This window comes from Sphingomonas sp. Ant H11 (genome assembly GCF_000797515.1).
In the GTDB taxonomy this organism is placed as follows: Bacteria; Pseudomonadota; Alphaproteobacteria; order Sphingomonadales; family Sphingomonadaceae; genus Sphingomonas.
This window is the reverse complement of record NZ_JSBN01000040.1, coordinates 67,428-88,444: the sequence shown is the minus strand read 5'-3', so window position 1 is coordinate 88,444 and position 21,017 is coordinate 67,428. Positions and strand designations below refer to the sequence as shown.

Sequence of the window (21,017 nt, the reverse complement as noted above, 5' to 3'; positions counted from 1 at the left end):
GCTCCATGCCGCACCACTGAATAGGTGACCTGGATCTGGGCCACAAGACAGCCCGGAAACAGTATGGCTAGGGGACGCAAAGCCGGAGACACGGACAACCGCATCTCCGGCATTGCGGGGATCAGGCGGCGCGATCGAGCAGCTTCTTGGCCTTGCCTTCGAGCTCGAGCCGCGCGTCCTGGTGGGGCTTGTCGCGCGCGACGGCGGTGATGCCCTGGACGAAATCGAAGATGCTTTCTTTGCAGTCGCAGTTTATGTCGAGCGTGGCGGCGAGAGACGCAGGTTTCCTTCGGTTTTCCATGATTTCACTCCAGATAATATGCGGGTTAGAGGGAGTGTTCGAAGACGGGTCAGGCCCGCCTTCGAACGTCGGTGAGCATTTGTGATCAAGGCGTCGGAAGGCGGCTTGAAGCGCCCCGGCTTGATCGCAGGGGCACCGTGGGCTGCGAGAATCTGCAGCTTCTCTTCGGGATCGGCGCGCAAGTAGGTCTCGGTGCTCTGGATACTGGCGTGGCCGAGCCATAATGCGACCTTGCGAATGTCCCCCGTCGCCGCGAGCGTGTGCATCGCGCAAGAATGACGAAGCACGTGGGGTGTGACGCGCTTCCCAAGGATCGACGGCTGCTTCGTCGCTGCCGTCTTGACGTGCTCGGCCAATCGGAACGCAAATCCGTCGCGGGTCATCGGCTGCCCGTTGGCATTGAGGAAAATCTCGGTGACCTCAACTTGAGGCCGGATCGCAAGCCATGCGCGCAATGCGATCTGGGTCTCCTTCCACAGCGGCAGGACCGTTCACGTCGCCCTTTGCCCATGATGTGCATGGTGGACAGGGAGCGGTCCGGGAAATCGCCCAGTTGCAGCGTTACGAGTTCCGACACCCTCAGTCCGCCAGCATAGGTAAGATGCAGCATCGCGCGATCACGGGTGCCGAGGCGTGTCCGGGGGATCGGGTGTATCGAGCAAAGCCTTGATCTCGGCCCGGTCGAGGTAATCGATCAGCGCCTTGTCTGTCTTCTTGGTCGGGATTGCTCTGACACGGAGTGCCTGATCGAGGCAGGCTGGAATCCGGTACTCGATGTATCGGAAGAAGGATCGGATCGCGGCGAGCCTGCCATTGCGGGTCCGCACGCAGCTGCCGCGGCCGATCTCCACATGATCGAGGAAGGCCATGATCATGTCTGTGCCGAGATCCTCAACCTCGAGATCGGTCGGTCGGCGCTTCAGCCGATCGGCAGCGAACTGGACGAGGAGGACGAAGCAGTTGGCATAGGTCTTCACCGTGTGCGGGCTGACGGCGCGTTCGCGCGGCAGATGTTCCCGCAGATATGCCGAGAGATGGGGAGCAAGCGCCGTCATGCCGCTTCTCCTTGAAAAAAGTTGCTCGCTTGCAGCCGCAATGTCGCGCAGCAGCACTGGCGTGGCTTCGAGATACCAGTACGTGTTGGCGATCGACGCGTGCCCCAGGTAGACACTGAGACCGGCCATGTGGTGGGCAATGGCCTCCCTCTCACGCGGGCAGGACTCAAGCGAGCGAACAGCGAACGTATGTCGCAGATCGTGGAGTCGCATGCCTGCCGTACCGGTTGCTCCACGATATCCGAGAAGCCGGGCCAACCTGACGAACACGACGTGGGCGCGCACCTTGTGCGGCGCCCGCCCCCGGATAGTGACGAACAGGTCATTACACTTGGCCGGGTGCTTCGCGCGGATCGCAATGTAGGCTTCGAGTGCTTGGCGCGTCGATGGCTGCAAGGCGATCAGTCGCTGCTTGCCGAACTTGCCGTTGCGGACGACCAGCCCATCCTCGACCAGATCGTTGCACTGTAGCGCGAGAGCCTCGGAAATCCGGAGACCTGTCGCCGCGAGCAGGCCGAACAGGTAATGGTACGTGTATGGGCTAATCGTGCCATGGGGCGGAACGTTCAATGCCGCCGCCATGATCGCCCGCACCTGGTCCGCTTCGATTATGGTCGGAGTGGGACGTGGCCGCTTCCCCCGGCCGAAAACGCCGACAGGCGGGACTTCGTTGTCTGGGTCCTCGGCATGAGCGAAAAGGCTGAAGTTACGAGCAGCGTCGTACCTATGGCGAGCCACGTTTTGCGAGCTTGCCGTGTGGCACCAGTCGTAGATGCGCTGCACTCGGGTGTGCCGGTCACCGAAGCGTTCAGCGAAAGCGGCGTATTGGCGCAGCAGTCGTTCCTGTTCCGAGAACTTCCGCCCCAAGCTGCGATACAGCGAGACGTATCTGGCAATCTGCGTGCTCAGCATGACGGTTCTCCCGGCCATGGCTGCGCGATTTTCATGAGCATCGGCAGGTCGACCTTGGCGTAGATGGCGGTGGTCTCGGGCGAGCTGTGGCGCAGGATCGTTCCAACGGACTCCAGCCCTGCGCCCGCGCGCAGCAAGTTGGTGGCAAGCGAATGCCGGAAAAATGTGCGATCCGGTCGGCACGCCTTCGATCCCGCCGCGCTCATGCGTGCGTGCAACGATGCCGGCGATCTCCGCCGATGAGCGGAACGAACGGAACGGGGCTTGCGCGCGCACGAACAGATGCGGATCGGCGGTCTTGGGACGCGCCGTGGCAATGTAGTCCAGGATCGCGTCACCGACGTCCTGAGGCAATGGCAGGCGATCAGGCCGACGCGTCTTGCCCTTGACCGTCAGGTGGCCCGAGCGCCAGTCGATATCGTCGAGGTGCATATCCCGAATATCACCGGCACGCAGGCCAAGCCGGGCGAGCAGGAGAATGATGGCCTTGTCCCGAACTTCCACCGGGCGATCAGTCGGACATGCGCCGATGATCTGCTCGATCGTTGCCGGGTTAACGTGCCGGGGCAGCGTCGAAAGACGGTAGCGTTGCACTGATGGGATCGCGTGCAACAAAGCTGGACGGCAAATACCCTGCACGACCAGGAACCGAATATAGCTCCGTATTATCGTGACGAGCAGTGATGCCGAACCCGGCGTCTCCTTGCTTCGTTGTTGAAACGCCCGTCTGAGGACGGCTGCATCCCATTGTGAAGGCTCGCCGAGCATAGGCGCGAGCCGCCTGATATCGGCCCGGTAGCGCCGGATCGTCTCATCGGTCGCGCCGCGGTGTTGCTTGAGCCATGCCAGATATGCCGCCATGTGCGGGTCGTCATCCGACACCAGTTCGACTGAAGGGATGACACCGCGGTCGCGCAAGAACTCGACGAAGTGCCGAGCGCCTCGCCGCCGCCGCTTCGCGCCCGAGGCAACAAGCTTGCCTCGCTTGCGCCAGACCGGACATCGACAATCATGCGCGCCGTACTGGTCGATGATCGTGTCATCGATATCGGCCCATTGTCGTCGCGCAATGCGAAGCCAGGCCGCGAAATGCTCGGCCTCGGATCGATAGGACTGGGCCGGTCCTTGCGCGAGTTGCAAGCGATCGATCCCATCGAAATAGTCGGCGAGGTGCGTGGCAGATCGTCGATCCCGTCGTCGACACCGACGTAGCTTGATCCTCCAGGAAGCGGACGAAGCGCCTGACTCGCGCTGCAATGTCCGCCTTATAGACTGGCTGCTGCGCCGAATACCGGTGGCAACGGCACCGATGCTTCTCGAACCGCCGAACGGTCCGATCGTCGATCGTGCGGATCGCGATCCCATGCAGTTCCATCCAATGCAGGAAATGACGGGCCGCAGCGCCAAACAGAATCGCACTGCCTGACCTCTCGTCGAGCGACAGAGAGGAGAGGAATGCGGTGAGTAGAGCGTCGTGACTGGGCGGGTCTTCGACCCGGAGCCGGGCCGCTCGAAACGACAATAATGATCTTGATCGCATGTTGGTTCCTTCGACTTGTTCAGGTCGAGGGAACCGTAATTATCTGGAGTGAAATCATGGAAAACCGAAGGAAACCTGCGTCTCTCGCCGCCACGCTCGACATAAACTGCGACTGCAAAGAAGCCGTGTAATGTGGAGCTCCACATTAGACATATTCCGGCGGGCGGCCTTCCTCGGCCAGCACCGCGTCGATGATTTTGCCCGTCTCGGCTTTCGAGAAGCCGCGGCGGCGCAGGAATTCGGTGCGCTCTTCGTCCTTGTGCGCGACGATGCGTTCGCGCGCCGCCTTGATGCCGGTGATGAACGGCTGCGGTGAGGAGTCCGCGAAGCTGAGCAAGGCCGGCGCCGCCTCATGGGCGAAGCGCGAAGCGGCGTATTTGGAATGGCGGATGGAGATCTCCTCGAAATCTTCGACGCCGTCGGGTAGGGGCGAGGGTTCCCAAAGGGATGATCCTCTACCCCTCCCACGAAACCGGACGTGATGGTTTCCCATCATCCGGCTTCTACGCTTGCACCATGCGATCCAGTCGTTCCTGCAATCGCCCGGCATGATGCGCGACGTGGCAGTCGTGGCAAAGCACCGTGCGCTTGCGCGTCCGGGCCGCCTTGACGCGGGTCCACAAGGTGGTCCCAGCCATATCACTCATCTTACGGACGTGATGCACCTCCACCGGCACATCTTCCGTACCGCACGCCTGACATGCCCTTGCTCGCAAGCGGTCGACGATGTCGTTCCGTCCTGCGAAGTGGATATGTGCAAGCGTTTGGCGGTCGACGCGCGCGGATGCCGGGGTTGACCGAACATCCTTGAGGCGGAACATCGGCATGAAGCGCCGCTGGTGGCGGCCCTCATACCACAGGCCGAGGCTATCCCCATTCCGGAGCCTCTCTGCCGTCTTCCGAACCGAGCATTTGTGCTTCCGCGAGATGGTCTTCATGAAGCTCCACCACCAGAGGTGATGCAGCCGTCCGACTTCATCTTTCCAGAGCGTGCCGAGCTTATAATACTCGGCCAGCCCGCGCATCAGCGCATTATATCCGGTCAGGATCGCGACATCGGAGTTGTTGATCAGTTCGCAGCGTGCCTCGCCCCGGTTGGTATATATATTGCCGAGACGTTGCCGTTCTGCGAACCGGGCTAGCCTGTCCACCGGCACGTGAAGCTGCATACGATCTCCGGGCAAGCGCATGGTGACGGCACGGCCGCCCTTGATCATGCGCCTGGTTCGCCCATCGCCATATGTTTTCAGCTGATAGCCGAGGAACATGGCACCCTCGTCCGCCTTCCTGATCCCGCTCTTCTCCTCAGACACCTCGAGCTTCAGACCGTTGGCGAGGAACGTCCTCACCTCGGCCATGATGCCGCGGGCGTCTTCCTTGCTGCCGATCACGCCTATGACGAAGTCGTCGGCATAACGGCAGTAGCGGAGTCGGCGGTAGTTGGGGTCGAACGGGTCGAGAGCCGGCTCTTCGAGCCGTCGCCGCTCCCATTCCCTGATCTCTTCGACGAGCGCCGGGATTTCCTCCTCTTGGCCATTGGCCCGCCGCCGTTCGATCTTTCTGCGTCGGATCTGGATCTGCTTGGAGATTTCGAGATAGGCATCGCTGCGCCGTCTCGTCTGCCCCTTGTCGAACCGCGCTTTCACCTCCGCCATGAACCTATCGAGTTCATGGAGGTAGATGTTGGCGAGGACCGGCGAGATCACGCCGCCTTGCGGAGCGCCGCTGAACGTTCGGTGGAACGTCCAGTCTTCGAGGTAGCCAGCCTTGAGCATACGCCCGATCAACCGTATCAAACGCTCGTCATCGATGCGCCTGCGTAGAAGACCCAGCAGGATGTCATGGTCGATGTTGTCGTAATAGCCGACTATATCGACCTCGATCAGCCACTTCACGCCATGCCATGTACGCCTGATTTCAGTCAGGGCGCTGTGACATGACCGCCCCCGGCGGAAGCCATGCGATTGATCGGCAAAGACCGGCTCATAGACATGTTCGAGCAAAATCTTCACCGCCGCCTGCACCAGCTTGTCGTCGGCAGTAGGAATGCCCAACGGGCGTTTTCTTCCCATTGGGTTTGGGGATGTATTGCCTGCGGGCCGGAGAGAAGCGATACGAGCCGTCCAGCACGGCGGTCATGATCCGTTCCATCCTTTCGAGCGAGAAGCCGTCGAGGGTGTTGTCGGGATCGATGCCGGGCGTGAGCGCCCCCTTGTTGGGAGCGACCTGCCCATAGGCCCGTTCCCAAAGGAGCGGACAGCCGAGCAGCCGGAACAGACCGTTGATACGCTTTCCCTGGCGTGACAGGTCGATGATTGAGTCAAGTCTCTTCTCTACGGTGAGCGGTTGCATCAGCAGACCTCCGTTATGAAGTTGAAAGACCCAGCAAGCGCGCCGCCCTTCACCCGCGCAGAGGAGATTCCCCTTCCGGTTGCCCGGCCGGTTTCACTCATGCCCGTCCATCCGTGGATGGCTGTCCCGGTCATTACCCCGGGCGTTTGGCTAATATGGCGGCTCCGTCGCCTTACGGGACACCGGAGAGGTGCCCGCTTAGGCGATCCCATGTTTACACGATCAGTGAGATGCGACGTGGGTAGGTGGCCCGTTCGATCGTTGGCCTCTCGACGAGAGGTGGACCGTGCGACCAAGTTTAGGAGGACGCTATGGGGTAGTCCTCCCTTCGCACGGCATGACGCGTCAACCATTGCTGCGTCACGACCCGAATAAAGTTCCTGAATCTGGGCTTCACGCAATCCAGCATTCACCATGCACGTCTTGCCCTGACGTCCCGATAGCCTACAATGGTTTCGGCCCGGAGGACGCCTTGTCCCAACATGCTGTTGTCCCCCGCCGGTTTCCCGGTCGCAACCATTGCTGGTCGAGGTAAGTTGGGTGGGCATCAGGCTTTCCTTGGTTTCCTGAGAAGTCATCCTTCACTCAATTGATCGCGCCACCATGGCGCACCCACAAGTTGCGGTTCATGCACACCGCGCGTAGGTAAAAGGTAGCCATTCCCAACGTCTTCGAGCCAACTTCTGAGTTCCAGCAATAAAAACCGCGAAAGTAGAGATCGGGATCGCCATTGGGGAGTTTGCCGGCCTCGATCGGATGCGTGTCGTCAACGAGGAAGAGGAAGACGTCGCGATCGGACGCATAGAGCGTCGTCGTCTCCAGGCTGACATCGACATAGGGATTGTAGCGCATGCTCGACCAGTCGAGAACGCCCGGCACTTTCCAGCGCGTGTCGGATACGCCGTCCCCGGCGATTTTCATGACGGCGCCAACAAGCTCATGATCCCAGATGCGGCCATAATCGGGGCCGGTCACGGCGCGTAGTTCGGTGCGCCCATCTTCGGTCTGAAGCATTTTCACCTGTTCACCGCGGTGGGAGAGCAGGCCATGCTGGAGATTGATGCCGGCGAGCGCCGCCGGGAGCGTCCGCAGATAGGATGCCGGCGCGCCGACGAGGCTCGAGAGCTGGCCGAAGGACCAGTTGGTGGGTGCCACCGGCCGGTCATCGCCGGGGACGATGAGCGAAAGCCGTTCGGGATCTTCGCTGCGCGCTTCGACGCGAACGGACTTGCTCTCGACCACACGCGTCGTGGCGCGTTCCGCGCGGGAACGGACGCTGTCGTACAGCTCGGTCAGCGACAGGAACTTCTCGTCGTCAGGCCGCGAGAACCATTCGGAAGACACGCGCCCGACATTGCGACCGCGAGAAATGTCGACATGGTAGGCGCCGCCGACGAGACGGCCGGCGGCAAGAGCGAGACTGGCCATTTGGGGTTCTCCTGATGGGGACGATGGAGCAGCGGCGACAGGGGTTTCACCCGACCCGCGCCACCACCCCGTTCCCTCCCTCCCCTTCGATCAGGCCTCGTCGGGCAGATTCGCTGCCCATTCGAGTATCCACGCTTCGGTGATTTGCTCGAAGCCGATTTCGCCTTGCTCAATGAGGTCGCGGACTTGCTGGCGTGCGCGGGCAAGGGCCTGTGTCCAGGGATCGGGATTCTGCGGCTGGCCGGCTGGCAGATCGAGCATATGTTGAATTGCCGGAGCAGGTTCACGCAGACGATCGAGCTGGCGGCCCGTCCAGCGCGCCATATGATCGGCGACGAAGCGGTTGGTCTTCGACTGTCCGGACATGAGTGCGGATCGACGTGCGGCGACACCATAGGCCTGGCTGTCGATGCTGGCGACGCGATCGCCGAAGATAGCAAGCGATGGAAGCGCACTTCCTTTCACGCCGAAGAGATGAAGCTGCAATGTTTTTGGGAGGCGGCGATCCAGCAATTCGATCACGGCGATCAGTCCCTCGGGACCGTGAAGATGGCGGCGGCACATGCTGCCCACGCCCAGTGGCTGGTCGGGTGGCAGCAGGTCGGCCACCCCGTCGAAGGATCGGAGATAATCGTCCGGACGACGGCCCTGCAAGACCGGCATGAAGCGGTGGGCGATGCCGGCGTCGCACGCGCGCATGTGACAGGCGCGATTGAGCTGGATCGTCCGGGCGATCCTGTCGAGAACCTCATCGCGATCATGCGCGACCGCCTGTTCGACGCACAGATCGAGGCTGGCGAAGCGTCGGAACGGGTGGCCGGAGGCAAGCGCGATATAGTCGTCGATGGTCCACGGGATGCCGCGTTCGCGAACGGCCAGCACGTAGCCGGCACTGTCTAGGTCGACCGATGCCAGGCCGTGCGCGTTTCCGAGCAACCCCAACCGCCATCCTCGCCACTCCCGTGTGCGATTGCGCCGATCCCAGCGCGAAAAGCTGTTCGCTGAGACCAGGACCGGCACCTGCATGGCACGGGCGCGGGCGAGCAGCGGACCTTCCGAGAGCCCCGGAAGTCCGACGATCACCTCGATAGCCATGTGGATCAGACGCGGCGCGATATGGGGCGGCCGGCGCCGTCATAGCGGTCAGGGTCCGCACCGGATATATGCCACCCGAACATGGAGCCGGCCAGCATCGCCGCGATCTGCGGCGGCGTCGCCTTGAAGGTCGTGTTGATCCGATCGACGGACATTCCGTCGGGGAGCGGCCAGTAGCCCCGTTCGCCGCGCTTGATAATGATCGGTTCGCCTGTCTCAGGAAGATGCATGGCACACATCTCGGGCAGGCGGTCGATAGCGGCCAGCCGGCGTTCGGCGGCGTCGAGCGTCGCCTTTTTGAGGTCACACAGCCAGGATGGGCCGAGATGGTTGCGGACCATTCTGAGCGAACTGCTAAAGGCTTCATATTCGTCAGCGCCGTTCATCCACTTGATCGAGAGCGTGTCCTTCCATCGCCGTCCGTGGCGCGCACGGAAATCGATGAGGGCCCGCCACATTGCGTCGTCCGGTTCGGTCATGATGGTGTTCCGATTAGGCAGTCGAAGAAAGGAAGGATGGTCTGCGCAGCCGCGCGGTCGAGCGATTACCGCTCCGTCGGCAGCCATTCGTAGAGAAGGTGCCGATCGGGCTCGTGCTCATTCCCTATGGCGATCCGGACGCGCCGGCCATCACAGGCGAAGCCAGTGGCGCGTGGGAAGTCGAGATAGACATTGCCCTCGAAGATGAGATCGCTGGAACGGACGGCCTTTATGGTCCTGGTCGTCCCGAGCGCGCGGTGTCCGTCGGGGGCGGCGATGAGTTTCAGGCAGTCGGCGGGTTTGATCCGGCGTTTGAAGGCCGCGAGCGAAACCAGCGGCTCGACTTCATTGGCTTTGCCGCGTCTGGCGGCGAGCGCCGACCAATAGGCTTTGCCGATCTGCACGTCCGAATGAAACGCACATTGTAGAGAGTCCTGGTAGAAGTTGGATCGGGTGAAGCCGAAGCGCTCGATCTGGTCTCGCACCATGGTTGTGAATGCGCGGCGCTCGGATTCTTCGGTCAGGTCGGCGGGCGTGTCGAGGAGCTCGACCGTCACCTTGCGTCCGCCGGTATAGCGCTCGCCGCGACTGGTGAACCGGGCTCCCGTGATGAGACCGTGAAGATGGCCTTCGATCCTGGTACAGAGCGCGGGCAAGGCTTCGCCCGGACGATAGAGATCGCCATCATAGTGGAAATTGCCCCGGTCATCATGATCGGTCTGGCTGTAGAGGCGCGGCAAAGCGCAGGGCGGTAGGGCCTGCGTCATGAGCTTGTCCTTTCGAGGAAGTCAGGCGAGGAGCGCCGGGTCGAGACCATCGGCTTCGGACCCGTCCGTGCTCCAGAGGATGCGATCAATCAGGGCGACGCCGGCGGCGATGACATCCGCTTCCGGCAAAATCATGGGGGACATGTCTCCGTCACGCTGCACGAGGCAGTGGTGAACACCGGTGATGACGTAGCGCCCGATTGCTTCGTACTCGGCGTCCGTCTGGGATCTGTCGGGACGGGTCTGCACGGACGGCATGTCAGGCAGCCGTGGTGGCAGGTACCGCGGCGCCGACGATTTCGACATGGGCGCGGCTATAGCCATGGCGGCCGAGCCAGGCGGAGGCGGCTGCTTCACCGGCTGCGACATGGAGCAGCTCGCGGTGCCCCTCCCATTCCTGAAGAACAAGCGCGGCGCCAGGGGGAGGTATTCGAATGATCTCGAATGTGCGGGCGTCATTGACCGAAAAGATCTTGTTGACCGAGAGGATGATGGTTTCGCCGCTTCCATAGTCACCCTCGTGCAGTGTGAAGGTCGCCGGATAGGGATATTGACCGGTGCCAGCGGGCGATCGCTGGGTAAGCTGGCCCTTGCCGTTACGGCCTTCCCATGCCTGCGCCTTGCGCTTGAAGCGGTCCGGCGGGCGCGGTGTCCCGTCGGAATAGCGAATGATGGCGCCCAGCGGCGCTGCGTCGAAGATCGATTGAGCTGTGGCAGACATGGATAGGTCTCCAGATGTTGAAACCCGGCGTCGGCCGGGCTTGTTTGGGGGTCAGGTGAATGATTGCGTCGATCCATCGGGATCAGCGGAAGCTTGGTTGGCGCGACCGGCACGTCTCAATTTGGCCGAGGCGTGACCTGGTTTTGCGCATCGTCGGCGCGCGATGCGACCCAGGCCCAATAGCCGAGCCGGGTATCGTCATTGGCGACCTCGGCCTTCCAGTCATCGACGGGGTGAGCAGGATGTTCGCCCCAAGGGCCATACAGCTGCAGGAGGCGATCCATCAGATGATCCCTCCCTCAAGGGCACGGGCGAGCGCCTCGCGGGTGCTTTCGATTTCGATGCGGTCTGCGAAGATGGCGCACCATCCCCCGCCGAATTCATTTACTCGCGGCCTGGAGCAGCTTAGCGCCCATTCGAAGCCGATCGGTGCCTTCGTGAGGGTCTCGCGGCAGCACCGATGGATGAGTTGGGCTAAAGGGTCCGGCTGGAAGTCGGTGTCGCTGAAGAAGCATATCGTGCAGACATCAGGCGCTTCGAGGCTGTTACCACCCTCGAAGTCGACACCGAAGCTGGGAAAGTTCGGGTCGCTGAAAATCGCACGAAGGCCGCTCGAGCAATCGGCGGGGTCGGTCGGGGGAAAGATGGCGAGGAATTCGGGCGTGGGATCGGACGGTTCGCAATCGTCCATGAGATCGGCCGCAACCTGAAACGCTTCTTCGATCAGGGCCATTTCGGCGTTGGTGCAGTTGAAGGCGAAGCTGCCCTGGATCCAGGTGTCAGCCATTATCGCCTCCATCGGGAAGGATGCCGTCGACGATGACAAGGGGCGGCACGGTGAGGTCGGCGGCGGCAAAATTCGCTTCGATGGACGCGATTGACCCCAGACGACGCACATCATCGCGCGAGATCATGACCTCGTCGTCATCGGTGACGGTGAACGTCGTCTCGTCTATACCGTCAAAGACGACACGTTCAGGTCCGAAGCTGCCAGCGCATCCGCCTGCCCAGCGAGCAAATATCAGCTGATTGTCGCGACAGAATTGTTCGATCGCTTCGAAGCGTCCCCAAGCCACTTCGTTGGCCATCAGGGAAAGGGGCTCATCGGCCGGCAGTTCGGCGATGGCAAATTCCGAGCCCTCCCAGTCGATCGAGGCGCCGTCGTCTGTGATCGCCGTCTCGAGTTCGGCGAGCAATGCCCGCGGGAGCGTGCCTCCGAGCATTATCGTTACGGATACGCGGTCTGCCATGGTGGCCTCCAGGGGATTGAGTTGCGTGCGACGACCGTCTTCGTTCGCCAGCTCCCCCACCCTCCCCTTTGACTTCATGACGGGTCCACGGCAGGACTGGTGTTTACCTCTTTGAAAATTGGTGCGGTTATCGCGCCGCGGTGCGCATCTGTTTGCACGATGAAGGAGTGCCCCATGGCCGATGCTGAGACGCCTGATCTCACGACGCTCACCGTCCAGCTTTTGAGCGCTTATGTTTCGAACAATCTGGTGCCGAGCGTCGAGCTCGCCGGCCTTATTCAGACGACGCGAACGGCTCTTGCCGGTGATATCGCCCCTGTAGAAACTGCGGCGGCTGAATTTGCGGCGGCCGTAACCGCGCGCAAGAGTCTGGCATCGCGCGATCACATTCTGAGTATGATCGACGGCAAGCAGTACAAGACCCTGAAGCGCCATCTGTCGACGAACGGACTGACGCCGGCCGAGTATCGGGATCGGTACAAGTTGCCGAAGGACTATCCGATGGTTGCGCCAGGCTATTCCGAGCAGCGGCGAGAGGTCGCGAAGCGTTTGGGCCTTGGCCGTAAGCCGGCGGCACCGGCCGTTGCGGTGAGCGAAAGTGAAGAGACGCCGGCACCGGTGGAGACGGTGGAGAAGGCTCCGACCGTGAAGAAAGCGCGTGTCGCCAAAGCAAAGTCGGCCGTGTCGGCCAAGGATGGGGTCCCAAAGCCGGGCCGCAAACCGAAACAGCCGGCCGCGGCTGTACCAGCGGCTTCCGCTGCCGAGACCAATGAGGCCATCGTGAAGCCGACGCGGGGTCGCAAGGCAAAGACAAAGCCCACCACGCAAGATGTGGCAGCTGAGGCTGCAGCGAAGCCCCGTCGCGGCCGGAAGGCAGCGGCGGAAGCGGTGCCGGAAGCAAGCTGATCATGGTGGGCGGGATCCCGTTCCCGCCCATTGAACAGGCTGCAGGGTGTTGGTGCAGCATCAGCCGGGCAAGGATTGGGGAGTTGCGCGTCTCGTTGGTCGCTTGCGATGATGATGCCCCACCTTTAGCTGTCGGGATATGCAATCACCGCGAAAGACATTGTCGATTCGGCCTCGCAGCGACGACGGTTCCGCAGAGACCGACGCTGTGGCGTTGCTTTCGCAAGCGATCCGCAATCAGTTGTGCGTTCGTGCCAGCTATAATCGTGGCATGGTCATTCTAGCGCCGCACATTCTCTATACCCGTCACGATGCGCCCTTCGTTGACGCGGTCGTGATCGAACGGAACGGTGGGCCGCCTGTGGAGGCGAAGCTGGCAAGCTTCAGGGTAGCGGGGCTCAAATCGATCGCCATGACGATTGAAGGTTTTGCCCCGTTTGCCGGCCTCGATCTGAGCGACGCGCGCTATGCGGAACGGGTTGTGGCGCAGCTGGAACCCTGAAGGGTATCATTGGAATAAAGCTGCCGAGCCAGAGTGGCGGATCTGGTATATGATCCATTGGAGGTCATGGGACCGTTTCGAGATCCGTCTGCCGAAACTCATCATGGGTCGCCAGGATCGGCACACGATAGTATTTTGCGCAGGCATAATGCAGGCAATCGCCGAGGTTCAAGCCGTGGCGTCCTGAGCGATATCGATGCGCTGCGAATAGGGCGAGGCTGGTCGTATCGGTTGCGGGGGGCATATCTCTAACCTCGATCCCGCGTTCGTCCAGAAATTCGAGAATGACTGGTGCAACGGCTTCGACCGACAGGTTGAACTTGTCGGGGCGGGCAAGGCCGAGCGCCGCCTCCAGCACCGCGACCGGAGACGTCATTCTTCTTTCGGCAGCCGCAATAGCTTCAGATACTCGCTTTGCTTCGGGTTCGTCGGAGAGAAGGGCAATGATCGCGCAGGCATCAACGAACATCAGCGTTCGTCCCACATCTCATCGAAAACTTGCCTCGGAAGCGGCTTCCTGGTCTCACTGTTGATCGTGATGCCGTGCCTGTCTCTCAGTCTCGCCGCTGTTTGAAGGGGCGTCTCTGCCCCACGCCTGCGCTCGATCGCTTCTTTCATGGCAATGACGATCGCATCTGTAATGCCGACGCCAGCCATATCGGCAAACTTGCGCGTAAGGGCATCGGCTTGCGGATTGTTGACGTTGATGGTCATCGCGAACCTCGTGTAGATTCATACATACACTATGTAGCCTATCCGATCTACATTGGCAAGATGGACACTCACAGCCGTGGGTGAATCGATCATGTCTACGTCCCACACACGCTTGGCCTCATCACCCATAGAAACGCATATCGATGACGAACCCGGGCACTGGGGTCGGAATGCCACGATCAGGTGTCGAGTTCGGAATCGAACATCGCAGCGGCGGAAGGCACCTTGCTCGCCGCGACGGCGATCCTGTCCTCCTCGGTAAAATCGTCTATTATGAGGACGTGGCGATCACGGCGCTTCAGGCGCTCATATTCGGCCGCGCACATCAAGACGAGGCTGGCGCGGCCATGATTGGTGATCGTCAGTGGTGCGTACATCGCCACGCGGAGGAAATGGCCGACAGCCTTTTCAAACTCGACCGACGAAACGCTCGCATTCGGCATGGTGCCCTCCCGATATCCGCATAATAGAGGTTATAGGATTCTTTGAATCTGAATCGGGTGCGGGAAAATCGGCCCATCATGGATCCGGCATGATGGTTGTCAGGATGTCCTCCGCCCGATCGACCGGCACGAACATCCGTGCCTTATAGGTTATGATCTCGACGAAGCATCCGAGCGATTTCAGCCACTCGCGCCGCTCAGGCGGGAAGTCCTTGATCTCAAGACGGCGCTGTCCATTGACGAGAGCAGTGACAAGACGCGCGTCGCCGAATCCCGGCAGCGGCGCGCCGGCTCCGTCCCTCGCGGCGGCAATGATCTGCTGCGGCGTGAGCCGGAGTTCCGCATCGATGCCGAAGGCGGATGCGAGCGCGCCGATCGCGTGGTCGGGGACTATGCGCCCGAGGAGACTGTTGCCGCCTTCGTCCGACACGCGCCATACGCGCACATCATCAGCGGGCAATTTGTGCCAGACCGGCAGTAGCAAGCCGGTCGCGATACTGATCGTCTCGACATCGACCTTCGACTGCGCTTCGACGGCTTCTTCGTCCCAACGCGACTGGAAATCGGCTGGTTCGATCGCCGTCCAGTGCGAATGCCATAGTGAGGCCGCATCCAGGCGATCGCTACCGGTCGGGCGAACCATGCGGCACATCGGAATGATGCGACCTTCCTCGTCCGTGACGGACCAGGACGGGACGCGCAGCGCAACACGGCCGGATCGACTGTTCCACAAATAGCCGATGTCGGGAGTCTCGCCCCAGACCGTCATCAACCGGTGAAAAACTGGTGGCATGGCGTTTGATGTGCAATTCGAGGCGCCGCAGGCGGGTTTCGGCGCCGGTGACGGGGTCGCGCCGGAGAAGCTGGTCGTCGAGGCAGATGATCTTCTCGGCAAGAATGGTTTCGACGCGACATCGAGCGTGCCGGCTTCGCGCGCCGCGTCGACCCGCGCCTGAATGAGCCCGAGATATTCTTCGAAGATCGCGTTCTGCGTGGCGATGCGCAGCGCGAGGATGCGGTTGAGCCACCGCTGGATCGGCGGAAGATGTTCGAGCAGCGAGCCATCGTCGGCATTGATGAGCTTGAGCCCAGTCAACTCGGTAAAGGCCTCGAGTGTCGTGCTGGCGAGCTTGCCATCGTGCAGGAGATGATACCATTGGTTCAGCGCTTCGCGGGCATAATCGCTCTCGAGATTGTCGGCCGGATCGAACAGATTTTGTCCGCCGGTCTGCCGCTGACCGCGGGTGAGCGCCCCCAGGCTGTCGAGTCGTCGTGCGATCGTCGAAATGAAGCGGCGCTCGCCCTTGCAGTCGGTCGTAACGGGCCGAAACACCGGCGGCATCGTCTGGTTGGTGCGGTGCGTGCGACCCAGCCCCTGGACGGCGGCGGCCGCGCGCCAGCCGGGCTCGAGGAGGAAATGGATGCGACGCCTCCCGGCGCTTTTGGCGTTGCGCTCGGCATGATAGCTGCGCCCGGTGCCGCCCGCATCGGAGAAGACCAGCACGGCTTTGCGCCCCTCCTGAAAGGCGTCGGCGTCGGCGATGCTCGCACGGGCGCCGCGCCGTTCGAGCTTCTGCGCCCGGTCCTGTCGACAATGATACGACGGCTGCGGCCGGTCACCTCCGCGACGGCGTCGGTGCCAAAATGGCGGAGCAAGGAATCGAGGGCGGCCGGGATAGCCGGCATCGAACAAAGCTGCTCGATCAGATTGTCGCGGGCGCGGATCGCCTCCTGACAATGGACAGGATTGCCATGTTCATCGACCATCAATTCGGAGCGCAGGTCGCCGCGGTCGGTACGGAAGGTTCGCATCTGCCGCGTCGGAAAACCGCTGCGCAGATACTCAACGAGGGTGTCGAGCGGTGAAAGCTCAAGGTCCAGGCTGGCGCGCTCTTCGTCGGAAAGAGCAGCAAGGCGTCGATCGAGGATCGCTTCCGCCGTGGTGACAAGCTGCACGACTGCCGCATGCCCATGGCCGAGCTCGGCCTCGATCGCCTTGATGAGGGTCGGCATCTTTAGCGCGACCAGCAAGGCCGAGAAGAATCGCTGCTTGGAGCTTTCGAAGCGGCTCAGCGCCGAGCTGCGCGCCTGGGCGTTGAGAACATCGCCGGTCATTCGATCGATGATGCCGGAGGCTTTCAGCACCTCGTCGAGATTTCGGTGGATGATGGTCCAGCTATCCGCAAATGCATCGTAGATATCGATCTGGTCAGCGGTCAGCTGGTGCTCGAGCGCTTCATATTCGACGCCAGCGAAGCTGAGCGCCGGGCGGTATAGAGGCCCATGGCCTTCAGGTCGCGCGCGACGATTTCCATGGCAGCAATGCCGCCTTCGTCCATCGCCGCCATGAAGGCGTTCCGGTCGGGAAAGGCTGTACCTGGTCCCCAGAGACCGAGACGCGCTGCGTAGCAGAGATTGGCGGGGTCCGTGGCGCCGGTCGCGGATAGATAGAGGATGCGGGCACGCGGAAGCGCGTTCTGTAGGCGGACGCCGGCAAGCCCCTGCTCGGAGCCCTTCGCGGCGCCGAATTGCGTTTCGGTGCCGGCGGCGTTGGCGAGCGCATGGGCCTCGTCGATGACGATGATGCCGTCGAATTCCTTTCCAAGCCAGTCGAGGATCTGCTGGAGCCGGGAGGCTTCATCATGACGCTGGGAGCGTAACGTGGCATAAGTGCAAAAGAGGATCCCTGTCGGCATGGTGATCGGTTTCCCCAGCGGGAAAACGTCGAGCCCCTGAATGTCGACCGAGAGGCCGCCAAGGGCGGTCCAGTCGCGCTTCGCTTCAACCTGCAGCGCGCTGCTCTTCGAGAGATAGACGGCCTTGCGGCGCCCCTGGCACCATTGGTCCATGATGCAGCCGGCAGCCTCCCGGCCTTTGCCGACGCCCGTGCCATCGCCGATGTAGAAGCCAGTGCGGTAGGCCGCACCTGTTTCATCCTCGATCAGGCGGTCGCCGGCATCGTTCGCCCGAAAATGCCCTGGCAGGTCGCGTTCGAAGGCGTCGCCCGCCTGGATGATCACCTCCAATTGGGCATCGGAAAGCGCTCGGACGGTCCTGTCGGGCAGCATCGGGCGATAGCGGGCGCGGGCGGTGGCACGGAAGCCATCGCCAGTGACTCAACCAGAGCGTCCGGATGCGGATTGGCGCCGTCGATATCGATGCGTGCGAGCCGCCAGGGTGCGTAGATCCCGCTGGCCTCACCGGCGGGGCGGATCTCGTCGCGGACGCGATATGCGAGCCGGGCGATGGGCGATGGCGGCGGGGCCGTCGGTGTGGGCAACGCGAGGGCCTTGGCTGTCAGGCCCCGCAATAGCCCGCCTGGCGGCGTTCGGATCGGCAGGCACGGTTTGGTCGCTGCAGCGGGCGCCGCCGGTGGCGGCTGGTCGAGCGTGAGACGCGACGGGAGCGCCAGCACCAGCGGCAGTGCGGCCGCCAGATTGGCCGCGCGAAAAACTTGGGTGGTGCCCGACCAGCCTCTGTCGAACATCAGCAGGCGGACATTGATCGACGTGCCATGCTTCGCATAGGGGCTGCCCTCAATGTCGATTTCGACGCGCGGCGTCGCGATCTCGCAGACCGCCTCATAGCCAGGGCCTCCCGTATTGCCGCGGGCAAAGCCTGGCGACATGATCGCGATGCAGCGCCCGCCCGGCGCAAGCCGAAGCAATGCGGATCGGAGATGACGCGCGCCGGCGTGCCGGTCGTGCCCACGCGAGGCGCTGCGACTAAAGGGTGGATTGATCAGGATGACCGAAGGGCGAGCGGCTGGGGAAAGAAGATCGTCTATAAGCTCGCCATCATGGTCGGTGACGGTCTGGTTGAGTGTCTCGCCGAGCAACGCCGCACGTTGGGGATCGCGCTCGTTGAGGATGAGGGAGGCGCCAGCACGGGCCGCATGGACTGCCAGCAAGCCGGTGCCGGCGGACGGTTCGAGAACGCGGTCGGTCTTGTCGATGGCGGCTGCGAGCCCGGCGAGCCAGGCAAGGGTGAGCGGGGTGCTGAACTGTTGCAGGTCGACCTGGCGTTCCGAGCGGTAGGTTTGCGTCGGGAGCGAGCGCTCAAGCGTCAGCAGAGAGTGGAACCGGTCCTGCGGAGTCGCGCCGGAAAGATGGCGGCAGTCGTCGTCGCGCAGCAGCAGAACCTGCGCTGCTTCGAGTGCTTCATACGCATCGCGCATGGACCAGGCGCCGGACGCATCCGTCCCGCCGAAGCGTTGCGTCATCAGCTTCTGCAAGGCTTGGCGGCTGATCGCACCCTGCCGAAGGAGATGCTGATGGATCGAGCGGGCGACATCGAGCAGGTTCTCGTAGGGGCGCTCGGCGGCGTCGGGCGGGATGAGCGCGAGCAAGGGCTGGGACATAAAGGGTTCTCCTGATGATGCGCGCGCGTGGCGCACCTCACCCATCCCCGCTCCCTCCCCTTCACGATCGAAAGCGGTGGCGAAGGCAGGTGGAGCGAAGTGTGGGGGATGGCGTGGGCCCGGCAGCCGACCGAGGCCGGCTGCTGGAGCGGCGTCAGGCGGCGTCGGCGAGCGGTGGAGCACCGTCTTCGGGCGCGATCACCACAGCCGCTGCGTTCGCGGTCGGCTCATCCGCAACGGTGTCGGATGTGTCGTGCGCATCCCGATTGATGCCGAAGCGCATGGCGCCGGGGACCCAGCGCAGCGCCTTGTCCTTCACTTCGGCCTCGACGATGATGTCGCCCGCGAACAGCCGTTCGGCCGAAGACGCGAGGTCATGCTTCTTGGACGCGCTGTAGCGTTGCTTGAGCTCGACCCCACCGACCTCTTCGAATAGCCCCAGGATTGCTGGCTTGGTGATGCGGTCGAAATAGGTTCGAGCGGTCGGGCGCCACCAGGTCGCGACATCGATGGCGAGCTTGGCCCCAAGATGGTCGAGGAAGTCGCCACCGGTTTTTCCGCTCGGAACCGCCTCGATCGTGCGGGCGATCGCCCAGCCCAGCCAGGCAGCGCGCGCGGCATCGTCGAGAGCGCAAAAGGCGTCGTAGCGCTCTTCGAGGGTTTCGTGATTGATCCAGCTGCGATCGAGCGCCGTGTCGAGCTTGACCCATTCGGCTGCGGCCGGCGTCCCGCTTTCGAACCCCTGGACACGCGCTGTCGGGTGGGTCGCCCGAAGCTCGCTCGGAATATCATCGCAGTCCGTCGCTCGGGAGGCCGCCTCGATCATGATGAAGGTGCCGAGGTCGAGCGCGAAGGCCGGGTCGCTGGCGACATGGATGGCAATAAGCTCGGTCTTCATCACCGCCAGCTCGTCGGCGAGGCGCTGGCTGATGGCAGGCTTGGCTTCACTCGCGACGACGATTGCCTCGTCGCCATCGGGAGCCTGGTCGACGCGTTCGTCACGATTTTCCACGGTGTCCGGCTCGGGCGCGACATAGAGCTGCTCGTGAACCCGCGGGGTGCCGTCAGGACCGATGACGATATAGGCGACGGCTTCGGCCTTCTGCGCGTCGGTCAGGACCGCGGTGCGGTTGGTGATCGATGCGAGTTCCGCTTCGAGCGCCTCGTTGCGCAGCTCGGCATCCTTGCTCGGCGTATGATCCTCTTCTTCATGCGCCGCGGCGATCTGTTCGAGTTCGGCTTTGATTTCGGCCTGTCGCGCTTCCTGCTCGGGCGCGAGCGGCGCCGGGTCGCCTCGGAGCGGCCGCAGCGCGTAGGTCTCGGTATAGGGAACATGCGTCGCCGCCACGGCGCGGACTTCCTGAAATCCGTCGCGCTCACGGACGGCTTCGGCGGCGGCGGCGAGGGCTTCCTCGGCGAGAGCGTCCACGATCTGCGTGTCCAGCCAGCTTTCGCTGTCGGCATCGGAGAACAGATCCTTGTCGATGCGTCCGCCAGCGGCGAGATAGGCATCGCGGCCGACCAGCAGTGCGCGTGGATCGTTCGCCCGGTAACTGAAGGAGGCGAGCTGTCGGCGGATTTCGCTCACATTGGAGCGATGATAGCCTTCGCCCATCTGGCTGAAGACAGCAGCCTGGCGATTGGTGTCCGAGGTGCTGGCGTAGGCCATGGCGATGTCGAGGGTGATGGCGTTGGAGGCAAGCGCGTCGAAGACAGGTTCGGCGAGACCCGCCAGGCGCAGCCGCCCGTGCACGAATTTTTCGGTCACGCCGAACCGCTTTGCGACATCGGCCGGGGTCTTGCCCTCGGTCTCGATGACATCCTGAAAGGCGCGGCAGGCCTCCGCGGGATTCATGGCCAGGCGAAAGAAATTCTCCGCGAGGCTGATCTCGATGGCGTCCTTGGCGTCGGCGAGCGGCAGGACGGGAACAAGATAGTCGGCATCGAACACGGCCTTCTCGATGAGCCGGTGCACGGCGTCGAGCCGGCGTCCGCCGGCGGTGATGCGATATTGGCCCTTCTTACGGGCGACGGGCACACCGATGAGGTTCTGGATGATGCCCTTTTCGGCGATGTTCGCCTCGAGCTGTGCGTCGGCTGCGGGGTCCGTCGATTTGCGGACGTTGGTCGGCGACTTGGTGAGCTTGGACGCCGGCACCAGGATGGGTAACTGGGACATGGATATTCTCCGG

The 21,017-nt window shown here is 62.6% G+C and carries 22 protein-coding genes and 5 pseudogenes; 4 read left to right on the top strand and 23 right to left on the bottom strand.

Features of this window, described 5'->3' with window-relative positions:
• Positions 1-121: 121 nt before the first annotated feature.
• The 4 genes and pseudogenes from NW75_RS08970 to NW75_RS28210 form a co-directional block, all read right to left on the bottom strand.
• Positions 122-301: a hypothetical protein gene (locus tag NW75_RS08970; protein WP_033964792.1), complete on the bottom strand. Its 180-nt coding sequence runs from the start codon at positions 299-301 to the stop codon at positions 122-124.
• A 49-nt stretch (positions 302-350) separates the two neighbouring features.
• Positions 351-1,356 (bottom strand): annotated as a pseudogene (locus NW75_RS27740) (tyrosine-type recombinase/integrase).
• Positions 1,357-1,371: 15 nt separating this feature from the next.
• Positions 1,372-2,268 (bottom strand): annotated as a pseudogene (locus NW75_RS08965) (tyrosine-type recombinase/integrase); the annotation flags it as partial.
• Between the two features lie 219 nt (positions 2,269-2,487).
• A pseudogene (locus NW75_RS28210) lies at positions 2,488-3,036 on the bottom strand (tyrosine-type recombinase/integrase); the annotation flags it as partial.
• A 445-nt stretch (positions 3,037-3,481) separates the two neighbouring features.
• Here NW75_RS28210 and NW75_RS28205 point away from each other — a divergent pair.
• On the top strand, positions 3,482-3,694 hold the full coding sequence (locus NW75_RS28205; RefSeq protein WP_197057864.1) for a hypothetical protein: 213 nt from the start codon (positions 3,482-3,484) through the stop codon (positions 3,692-3,694).
• A 262-nt stretch (positions 3,695-3,956) separates the two neighbouring features.
• Here the strand turns inward: NW75_RS28205 and NW75_RS23695 are convergent.
• From NW75_RS23695 to NW75_RS08910, 12 genes and pseudogenes are all read right to left on the bottom strand, one after another.
• Positions 3,957-4,226, bottom strand: a pseudogene (locus NW75_RS23695) (DUF932 domain-containing protein); the annotation flags it as partial.
• An 85-nt stretch (positions 4,227-4,311) separates the two neighbouring features.
• Positions 4,312-5,862 (bottom strand): reverse transcriptase/maturase family protein, encoded by a 1,551-nt coding sequence (locus tag NW75_RS25080; RefSeq protein WP_052192334.1) that lies wholly within the window; start codon positions 5,860-5,862, stop codon positions 4,312-4,314.
• Positions 5,792-6,160 (bottom strand): hypothetical protein, encoded by a 369-nt coding sequence (locus tag NW75_RS25075; protein ID WP_197057776.1) that lies wholly within the window; start codon positions 6,158-6,160, stop codon positions 5,792-5,794. The genes NW75_RS25080 and NW75_RS25075 overlap by 71 nt, the downstream gene beginning before the upstream one ends.
• A gap of 612 nt (positions 6,161-6,772) precedes the next feature.
• Positions 6,773-7,588, bottom strand: a pseudogene (locus NW75_RS08945) (DUF932 domain-containing protein); the annotation flags it as partial.
• 90 nt (positions 7,589-7,678) lie between these two features.
• Complete coding sequence (locus tag NW75_RS08940) at positions 7,679-8,683, bottom strand: deazapurine DNA modification protein DpdA family protein (protein ID WP_033964785.1); 1,005 nt, start codon at positions 8,681-8,683, stop codon at positions 7,679-7,681.
• Between the two features lie 5 nt (positions 8,684-8,688).
• Positions 8,689-9,162 carry a hypothetical protein gene (locus tag NW75_RS22870; protein ID WP_052192333.1) on the bottom strand — a complete coding sequence of 158 codons (474 nt, stop codon included), beginning with the start codon at positions 9,160-9,162 and terminating at the stop codon, positions 8,689-8,691.
• Positions 9,163-9,227: 65 nt separating this feature from the next.
• Positions 9,228-9,929 carry a hypothetical protein gene (locus NW75_RS08930; RefSeq protein ID WP_033964782.1) on the bottom strand — a complete coding sequence of 234 codons (702 nt, stop codon included), beginning with the start codon at positions 9,927-9,929 and terminating at the stop codon, positions 9,228-9,230.
• Positions 9,930-9,950: 21 nt separating this feature from the next.
• Positions 9,951-10,187, bottom strand: coding sequence for a hypothetical protein (locus tag NW75_RS08925; RefSeq protein WP_033964781.1), 237 nt, complete (start codon positions 10,185-10,187; stop codon positions 9,951-9,953).
• A 1-nt stretch (position 10,188) separates the two neighbouring features.
• Positions 10,189-10,650 carry a hypothetical protein gene (locus tag NW75_RS08920; RefSeq protein ID WP_033964780.1) on the bottom strand — a complete coding sequence of 154 codons (462 nt, stop codon included), beginning with the start codon at positions 10,648-10,650 and terminating at the stop codon, positions 10,189-10,191.
• A gap of 116 nt (positions 10,651-10,766) precedes the next feature.
• Entirely contained in the window at positions 10,767-10,934 is a 168-nt protein-coding gene (locus tag NW75_RS25070) for a hypothetical protein (protein ID WP_193666777.1), read from the bottom strand.
• Positions 10,934-11,383, bottom strand: a complete 450-nt coding sequence (locus NW75_RS08915) for a hypothetical protein (RefSeq protein WP_231565069.1) — start codon at positions 11,381-11,383, stop codon at positions 10,934-10,936. Before NW75_RS08915 ends, NW75_RS25070 begins: the two co-directional genes overlap by 1 nt.
• Before the next feature lie 46 nt (positions 11,384-11,429).
• Positions 11,430-11,846, bottom strand: coding sequence for a hypothetical protein (locus tag NW75_RS08910; protein WP_231565068.1), 417 nt, complete (start codon positions 11,844-11,846; stop codon positions 11,430-11,432).
• A gap of 228 nt (positions 11,847-12,074) precedes the next feature.
• Here NW75_RS08910 and NW75_RS08905 point away from each other — a divergent pair, with 228 nt between their 5' ends.
• Positions 12,075-12,806 carry a MucR family transcriptional regulator gene (locus NW75_RS08905; protein ID WP_033964777.1) on the top strand — a complete coding sequence of 244 codons (732 nt, stop codon included), beginning with the start codon at positions 12,075-12,077 and terminating at the stop codon, positions 12,804-12,806.
• 208 nt (positions 12,807-13,014) lie between these two features.
• The gene (locus NW75_RS08900) at positions 13,015-13,308 is read left to right on the top strand and encodes a hypothetical protein (RefSeq protein ID WP_033964828.1); all 294 of its coding nucleotides are present in this window, start codon (positions 13,015-13,017) and stop codon (positions 13,306-13,308) included.
• A 64-nt stretch (positions 13,309-13,372) separates the two neighbouring features.
• On the opposite strand, the gene NW75_RS08895 is transcribed toward NW75_RS08900, so the two are convergent.
• The 4 genes from NW75_RS08895 to NW75_RS27735 all read right to left on the bottom strand — a co-directional run bounded on the left by NW75_RS08895 (position 13,373) and on the right by NW75_RS27735 (position 16,158).
• A complete protein-coding gene (locus NW75_RS08895) occupies positions 13,373-13,777 on the bottom strand; it encodes a type II toxin-antitoxin system VapC family toxin (protein ID WP_033964776.1) in 405 nt (134 codons plus the stop codon).
• Entirely contained in the window at positions 13,777-14,022 is a 246-nt protein-coding gene (locus NW75_RS08890) for a type II toxin-antitoxin system VapB family antitoxin (RefSeq protein ID WP_033964775.1), read from the bottom strand. The genes NW75_RS08895 and NW75_RS08890 overlap by 1 nt, the downstream gene beginning before the upstream one ends.
• Positions 14,023-14,201: 179 nt before the next feature.
• Entirely contained in the window at positions 14,202-14,465 is a 264-nt protein-coding gene (locus NW75_RS08885; protein ID WP_033964774.1) for a type II toxin-antitoxin system prevent-host-death family antitoxin, read from the bottom strand.
• 76 nt (positions 14,466-14,541) lie between these two features.
• On the bottom strand, positions 14,542-16,158 hold the full coding sequence (locus NW75_RS27735) for a strawberry notch C-terminal domain-containing protein (protein WP_331386021.1): 1,617 nt from the start codon (positions 16,156-16,158) through the stop codon (positions 14,542-14,544).
• On the opposite strand from NW75_RS27735, the gene NW75_RS27730 reads away from it, so the two are divergent.
• Positions 16,110-16,331, top strand: coding sequence for a hypothetical protein (locus NW75_RS27730; RefSeq protein ID WP_331386026.1), 222 nt, complete (start codon positions 16,110-16,112; stop codon positions 16,329-16,331). The genes NW75_RS27735 and NW75_RS27730 overlap by 49 nt on opposite strands.
• 350 nt (positions 16,332-16,681) lie before the next feature.
• Here NW75_RS27730 and NW75_RS27725 read toward each other — a convergent pair whose 3' ends face one another.
• The 3 genes from NW75_RS27725 to NW75_RS08875 form a co-directional block, all read right to left on the bottom strand.
• The gene (locus tag NW75_RS27725; protein ID WP_331386020.1) at positions 16,682-17,491 is read right to left on the bottom strand and encodes a strawberry notch family protein; all 810 of its coding nucleotides are present in this window, start codon (positions 17,489-17,491) and stop codon (positions 16,682-16,684) included.
• The gene (locus NW75_RS27720; protein ID WP_331386019.1) at positions 17,482-18,825 is read right to left on the bottom strand and encodes a class I SAM-dependent methyltransferase; all 1,344 of its coding nucleotides are present in this window, start codon (positions 18,823-18,825) and stop codon (positions 17,482-17,484) included. Before NW75_RS27720 ends, NW75_RS27725 begins: the two co-directional genes overlap by 10 nt.
• A 154-nt stretch (positions 18,826-18,979) precedes the next feature.
• Positions 18,980-21,004, bottom strand: a complete 2,025-nt coding sequence (locus NW75_RS08875; RefSeq protein WP_033964773.1) for a ParB/RepB/Spo0J family partition protein — start codon at positions 21,002-21,004, stop codon at positions 18,980-18,982.
• Positions 21,005-21,017: the final 13 nt, after the last annotated feature.

Coding starts and splice junctions, on each gene's coding strand:
- NW75_RS08940 (WP_033964785.1), bottom strand. CDS start 8,683: ATGGCTATCGAGGTGATCGTCGGACTTCCGGGGCTCTCGGAAGGTCCG.
- NW75_RS08970 (WP_033964792.1), bottom strand. CDS start 301: ATGGAAAACCGAAGGAAACCTGCGTCTCTCGCCGCCACGCTCGACATA.
- NW75_RS27730 (WP_331386026.1), top strand. CDS start 16,110: ATGGCGGAGCAAGGAATCGAGGGCGGCCGGGATAGCCGGCATCGAACA.
- NW75_RS08915 (WP_231565069.1), bottom strand. CDS start 11,383: ATGGCCCTGATCGAAGAAGCGTTTCAGGTTGCGGCCGATCTCATGGAC.
- NW75_RS08895 (WP_033964776.1), bottom strand. CDS start 13,777: ATGTTCGTTGATGCCTGCGCGATCATTGCCCTTCTCTCCGACGAACCC.
- NW75_RS25070 (WP_193666777.1), bottom strand. CDS start 10,934: ATGGATCGCCTCCTGCAGCTGTATGGCCCTTGGGGCGAACATCCTGCT.
- NW75_RS25075 (WP_197057776.1), bottom strand. CDS start 6,160: ATGCAACCGCTCACCGTAGAGAAGAGACTTGACTCAATCATCGACCTG.
- NW75_RS08875 (WP_033964773.1), bottom strand. CDS start 21,004: ATGTCCCAGTTACCCATCCTGGTGCCGGCGTCCAAGCTCACCAAGTCG.
- NW75_RS27720 (WP_331386019.1), bottom strand. CDS start 18,825: ATGTCCCAGCCCTTGCTCGCGCTCATCCCGCCCGACGCCGCCGAGCGC.
- NW75_RS08890 (WP_033964775.1), bottom strand. CDS start 14,022: ATGACCATCAACGTCAACAATCCGCAAGCCGATGCCCTTACGCGCAAG.
- NW75_RS08885 (WP_033964774.1), bottom strand. CDS start 14,465: ATGCCGAATGCGAGCGTTTCGTCGGTCGAGTTTGAAAAGGCTGTCGGC.
- NW75_RS08930 (WP_033964782.1), bottom strand. CDS start 9,929: ATGACGCAGGCCCTACCGCCCTGCGCTTTGCCGCGCCTCTACAGCCAG.
- NW75_RS22870 (WP_052192333.1), bottom strand. CDS start 9,162: ATGACCGAACCGGACGACGCAATGTGGCGGGCCCTCATCGATTTCCGT.
- NW75_RS08920 (WP_033964780.1), bottom strand. CDS start 10,650: ATGTCTGCCACAGCTCAATCGATCTTCGACGCAGCGCCGCTGGGCGCC.
- NW75_RS08925 (WP_033964781.1), bottom strand. CDS start 10,187: ATGCCGTCCGTGCAGACCCGTCCCGACAGATCCCAGACGGACGCCGAG.
- NW75_RS08905 (WP_033964777.1), top strand. CDS start 12,075: ATGGCCGATGCTGAGACGCCTGATCTCACGACGCTCACCGTCCAGCTT.